Annotated in this window: 6 protein-coding genes and 1 pseudogene; 3 read left to right on the top strand and 4 right to left on the bottom strand. The window is 46.1% G+C overall.

What is annotated here, in order from left to right:
• From C7B77_RS22950 to C7B77_RS22940, 3 genes are all read left to right on the top strand, one after another.
• Positions 1–375, top strand: a 375-nt coding sequence (locus C7B77_RS22950) for a COX15/CtaA family protein (RefSeq protein WP_181243980.1), incomplete at its 5' end; no start/stop codon positions are given.
• Positions 376–441: 66 nt separating this feature from the next.
• Positions 442–1,386, top strand: a complete 945-nt coding sequence (locus C7B77_RS22945; protein WP_106310373.1) for a heme o synthase — start codon at positions 442–444, stop codon at positions 1,384–1,386.
• Positions 1,387–1,534: 148 nt separating this feature from the next.
• Entirely contained in the window at positions 1,535–2,011 is a 477-nt protein-coding gene (locus tag C7B77_RS22940; protein ID WP_106310378.1) for a riboflavin biosynthesis intermediates N-glycosidase, read from the top strand.
• An 83-nt stretch (positions 2,012–2,094) separates the two neighbouring features.
• Here C7B77_RS22940 and C7B77_RS22935 read toward each other — a convergent pair whose 3' ends face one another.
• The 4 genes and pseudogenes from C7B77_RS22935 to C7B77_RS31190 all read right to left on the bottom strand — a co-directional run.
• Positions 2,095–2,598: a DoxX family protein gene (locus C7B77_RS22935; RefSeq protein ID WP_106310376.1), complete on the bottom strand. Its 504-nt coding sequence runs from the start codon at positions 2,596–2,598 to the stop codon at positions 2,095–2,097.
• Positions 2,599–2,893: 295 nt separating this feature from the next.
• Positions 2,894–4,624, bottom strand: coding sequence for an ABC transporter ATP-binding protein/permease (locus tag C7B77_RS22930; RefSeq protein WP_106310370.1), 1,731 nt, complete (start codon positions 4,622–4,624; stop codon positions 2,894–2,896).
• Positions 4,625–4,660: 36 nt separating this feature from the next.
• Positions 4,661–5,227, bottom strand: coding sequence for a sugar O-acetyltransferase (locus C7B77_RS22925; RefSeq protein ID WP_106310367.1), 567 nt, complete (start codon positions 5,225–5,227; stop codon positions 4,661–4,663).
• A gap of 56 nt (positions 5,228–5,283) precedes the next feature.
• A pseudogene (locus tag C7B77_RS31190) lies at positions 5,284–5,470 on the bottom strand (hypothetical protein); the annotation flags it as partial.

The raw sequence follows: 5,470 nt of genomic DNA, 5'->3' as shown, positions 1-5,470 counted from the left end.
ATTCAAAGTATCCTGGGTGGTTTAGTTGGCTCTAGATGGGCACTGCATCAATGTTTTGGTAACTCCGAACTGTGTACGGTGATGAACGCTCACATTATTGGCGTAGTACCTGCGACACTGAGCTGTGTCGCGGTAGTTATCTCGGTATGGCGCAACTCAAATGCACCCAAATACTCTCAGCGGTTGGCACAAATCACAGCAGGATTATTAATCTGTCAAATATTGCTAGGTGTTGCTACTTTTAAGTTGCATCTTCAAGTCGAACCACTCACAGTACTCCATCAAACCATCGGAGCCGCTTTACTCGGGACGCTAGTCGTACTCACCGTATCGTCTTTGCGACTAAAGAATTCCCAACTTGCCAGTCAAGAATAGCTAACAGCTCAAAATTTTCACCGATCCCATTTGTACCGCTGCGGTAAACACCCCTAATTCCCACATATGCAAGAGATTCTCAATCCATCTGTCGAGAGCAAACACCAAAGTTTCCTGCAAGTTATTCAGAGTTATTACCAACTTACTAAACCGAGAATTATTCCTTTACTACTGATTACTACCGCCGCTGCAATGTGGTTGGCATCAGATGGTAATACCGATCCGGTCTTGTTTTTGGTCACAGTTATCGGTGGAATGCTAGCGGCAGCTTCTGCCCAAACTATGAATTGTATTTACGATCGAGATATCGATTATGCAATGGAACGGACTCGCAATCGTCCCATTCCTTCCGGTCGCGTCAAACCACTCCATGCGGGGATTTTTGCCACAGTTTTAGCAGCATTATCATTTACAATCTTGACTGTTTTTACCAACCTTTTAGCCGCGCTATTAGCGATGGCCGGAATTGGATTTTACATGTGGATTTATACCCACCTCCTCAAACGTCATACGCCCCAAAATATCGTCATTGGTGGTGCGGCGGGTGCGATTCCCGTCTTAGTTGGTTGGGCGGCAGTTACTAATAGCTTGAGCCTGGAAGCTTGGATCTTATTTGCGATCGTCTTTTTGTGGACGCCCCCACATTTTTGGGCACTATCGTTGATGATTAAAGATGACTATGCCAAAGTCGGCATTCCGATGTTACCTGTAGTCGTCGGCGAAGCTGCCACTGCCAAGCAAATCTGGATTTATACCTTATTACTAGTTCCCTCAACACTGCTACTGGTGTATCCATTGGGTGCTGCTGGCATCGTGTACGGTATTTCAGCAATTGGTTTGGGCGGATTGTTTATCTATGAAGCTTGGCAGTTACTTCAAGCTCCCACCGAAAAAACTCCCGCTAAATCCATGTTTAAGTACTCGATCTTGTACATGATGCTACTATGCACGGCGATCGTCATCGATAGTCTACCCCAAACCCAAGCCGCGATCGCATTACTAATTAAGTAAGCAGGCATCTTTAATTAAGTTTAGCGATCGAGATCGCCATATTTGGGTGAAAATTGAGGGTAAGAGCAGCGATATTAAATGTAGGGATAATCTATATGTCGCCCCTACCCTCTAATATTTCACCTACAGCAGAGTGAGTCAGTATCCATTGAGAATTTACTTCTACAAGGTTAATGAGCCATACGGCTGCTTTTCCAATTTCTCGCCACACTCGATTCTGATGCCCAGAGACACCGCAAAGGAGTTAGTCAGCCAGCATTGGGCAACGGTAGAACACTACTATCAAGCGCACAAATTTTGTGGTACTCAATTCGAGTACTTAATGACGCAAATTCAAGCCGCACCCACCCCAGAATTGGCGGCAAAAATTGGCCGTAGTTGTCAAGATTACTACCATCCCGATTGGGATCTACGAAAATGCGAGATCATGTATCGTGCTGTCTGGCAAAAATTTAGCTGTCATTTAGATATTCAGCAGGTTTTGCTCGCTACCTTAGATGCCGAAATCATTGAAGATTCGCCAGTAGATAGCTTCTGGGGCTGTGGCATCGATCGAACTGGTCAAAATCAGCTCGGCCAAATTTTGATGCGGGTTAGAGCCGATCTTCAAGCGAGGATCGGATAACCAACAGTACTAGGGGGTAGGTAATCCCAATTCTTCAAGAAGTATTACAACAATAGATAAGCTTCGTCGGCTCAGTTGCTCCCTCAGGATAAACGCGAATCGATGCCTTCAGCCTTCTGGCTTAATGCCAGCGATTTTATCCACCGTGAGGGAATTAGAGAGACTTGTTCTTCCAAATCATCCGCGCGCGTGTACCACCACGCCCAAGCAATCAATACAGCTTGGAGTGGCAATCTTCCCCAACGCAATACCGATGAATCTGGGATATGTGGCAGATCGATTTCATTTATTGCCATGTTAATATTTGCGGGGAAAACGGCAATAAACAGTAATAGTAAGCCCCAAGCAGCAGCTTGACTGACTGGCGGTACCAATATCCCAATGCCACCTAAAATTTCAAAGAAGCCGCTAATATATACTAACTCCAAATGATAAGGCAGATAGTCTGGCACGATCTTGACGAAGGGATCCGGTACGGCAAAGTGCATAATTCCCACGACGATGATACAGATTGCTAAGATTACTCGCAGTTGTTCTTTGCGAGTAGTAGCAATTAATCTATCCGCTTGAGGTGCTTCAGGATTCATGGATAGTAACTGTTGGAATTCCCAGCAGTTGGATAAGTATTGGTCTTGGTGACTATCGTAGAGTCGATCGCTATTTCGCCTCATCCTCATTTAGGCAGAGATTTGGGGGGTAGGGAGCGGGGAGCGATTTGCGCTTGTCGGGTTTCCCGACGGGTTAGCAAATCAGCGACGCATCGAACGGGAGGTTCCCTCCCGTTTGTGTGCGTCAAGACAAGACAGCGGTGAGCGAGAGCCGTTCTATTACCCATCTACTCATCCACTCATCCACCCATCTACCCATCTACCCATCTACCCATTACTCTCTAGACGCAGCGGTTAAAGACCAATTTCGATCGGTAGAAAGATCTAAAATTGACTGGTGATAATCACTCAAACTTTCGCGATGTCCGACGCTTAAATATGTCATCCCCGAATCGCGAAGCTGTTGATATAATTGTTTCTCATTTTGCGTATCCAGCGCGCTAGTCGCCTCATCCAAAATTGCATAGCGAGGTTTATTAATCAGCAAGCGAGCAAAAATCAACCGCTGTTGTTCGCCTAAAGATAATACCTGTGCCCAATTTTGTTCGGTATGAAAGCCCCCATGTTGTTGTTCTAGATTGGGTAAATTAACCTGAATTAAAATCTTGCTTAGATAACTATCTTCAACTTCGGCATCCATATGTGGATACAACATTTGATCTCGTAATGTGCCCAATACCATATAAGGTCGTTGGGGTAAAAATAGCATTTCTGTTAATGGCGGACGAATAATTTTGCCCGTACCTGCATCCCATAAGCCGACGATCGCGCGCAGTAAAGAACTCTTCCCACAACCACTCGGCCCTCGGACGAGTAAACCTTCACCAGGCGGTAATTCGATCGACAAATCTTCGATTAAAGTGCGTTCGCGGTTGGGGGTTTGGAGGGTCATGCGATCGAGTTCCAGTCTCTCGACTACTGGCTCATCGGTGGCGCAGAGCACTTCTGTTTCGATCGTCGGTTGGATCGCATCTTCAGATTGTGAATCGGTGGCGACTGTACCTTCCAAAGATTGCATGAAGGTGTACAAACGTTCGACACCCGCACCAAAAGTGGTCAGAGATTGAAAGCGAGAGACGATTAAATTGAGAGAGAAAAAGATTCGGATGAAAGCTCCTTGAGCTTCGGTTACTTTACCAACTTCTAATTCGCCTGCAAAAATGCCAGGTGCGACGACAATCGCGGGAAGAATGAAGGGAATGAATTCGTAAGCATTGGTGAGAATATTGAGATTTAGTTCCCAAAAAATCAACCGTTTAAAGTTGTCGAATACTTCAGCAAAACGACTTTGAATTCGATCGGCTTCGTAGCCTTCACCCTGATAAAACGCGATCGCTTCGGCATTTTCGCGCACGCGGACTAAACTAAAGCGGAAATCAGCTTCTTTTTTGAGTCGCTCGAAATTGAGCCGCATCAACGGCTGTCCGAAGATCCCTACCGTTGCCAAAGTACCCACAAGAGCATAGCCTACCAAAAACAAGATTAGTGGTGGCGAAATGCCCCACAGGACGCTCGTAAATGCCGCGATCGCCAGAACTGAATCAACGAGGGCTAGTAGCAGCGTCAGCGACTCCTGAGTGAAGCTTTTGACATCTTCGGCGATCCGTTGATCGGGGTTGTCGATATTGGCTTCGGCATAGTTGAGATTGTAAAACGATCGATTCTGAAAGTAGCGATCGAGAAACGAATTGGTCAACCATTTGCGCCACTCGACACCCAACCTGTCGCGCAAATAGACGTAGCCAGCAAACAGCGGCGCATACACGACTAATGTCCCAGTAAACACCAAAATCGTCTGCCAAAATCTTGCCTCATCGCGCGCCGATAGTGCCGAAATTAGCACGCCGCGTTTGTTATTGAGCAGGACGCTCAATCCGGTATAGCCCAACGACAACACGATGACGGCGAGTAACAACCCCCGCGCGCGCCATTTATCATCGCTCGACCAATAAGATTTGGCGATCGCCCAAAATTGTCTGAATACGGTGAGATTGAATCTTTGCATTATGATTGTGAGGTGCTGCCAACGATCGACTATTAATTAATTGTAAAGATTTCTAATGACGCGACAAGGATTGCCGACCGCCACAACATTCGCTGGAATGTTTCTGGTGACGACACTACCCGCACCAATGGTAGTACCCGCGCCGATGGTGACACCAGGACATACAATCGCCCCACCGCCAATCCAGACATCATCCTCGATCGTAATCGGTGCGGCCATTTCCAAACCGGATCTTCTAATTTCCGGATCGAGGGGATGATAGGCAGTATAAATCTGCACCTTGGGCGCGAACATGACATTATTACCAATGCGAACTTCGTTGCAATCTAAAATGACGCAATCGTAGTTGATAAACAAATTATCTTTGGCATGAATATGGCAACCAAAGTCGCACATAAAAGGTGGCTTAATTGTAAAATTTTTGCCGATCGATCCAAATAGCTTGCTAATAATTTCTGCTCGTCGATCGTATTCGTCGGGACGCGAATGATTGAAGGGATACAGCAGCTCTTGGGCTGCTGCCATCATCATTTGCAGTTCGGGATCGGAGATCGAAAAGTATGGCTCGTTTGCCAGCATTTTTTCCCGTTCTGTCTGACTCATCCGCTCTCCTCAATTACTATCTTGCGATCGAGTGTAGCTAATTATCGACACTTAAATTAATCGAGCTTCACGACCATCTTGCCGATATTTTTGCCATCAAATAAGCCCAGAAAGGCGTCTACGGCTCGCTCGATACCAGTGGCTACTGTTTCTTTATTTTTCAGTTTAAGTAGGTGGGCGGGATAATAGTAAACTGGATGAAGATAGTTTAAGCATTTCTCGACAAGTAGGCGAAACCATTTA

It is taken from the genome of Chamaesiphon polymorphus CCALA 037 (assembly GCF_003003845.1).
GTDB lineage: Bacteria > Cyanobacteriota > Cyanobacteriia > Cyanobacteriales > Chamaesiphonaceae > Chamaesiphon > Chamaesiphon polymorphus.
This window is presented reverse-complemented; position numbering and strand designations above follow the sequence as displayed.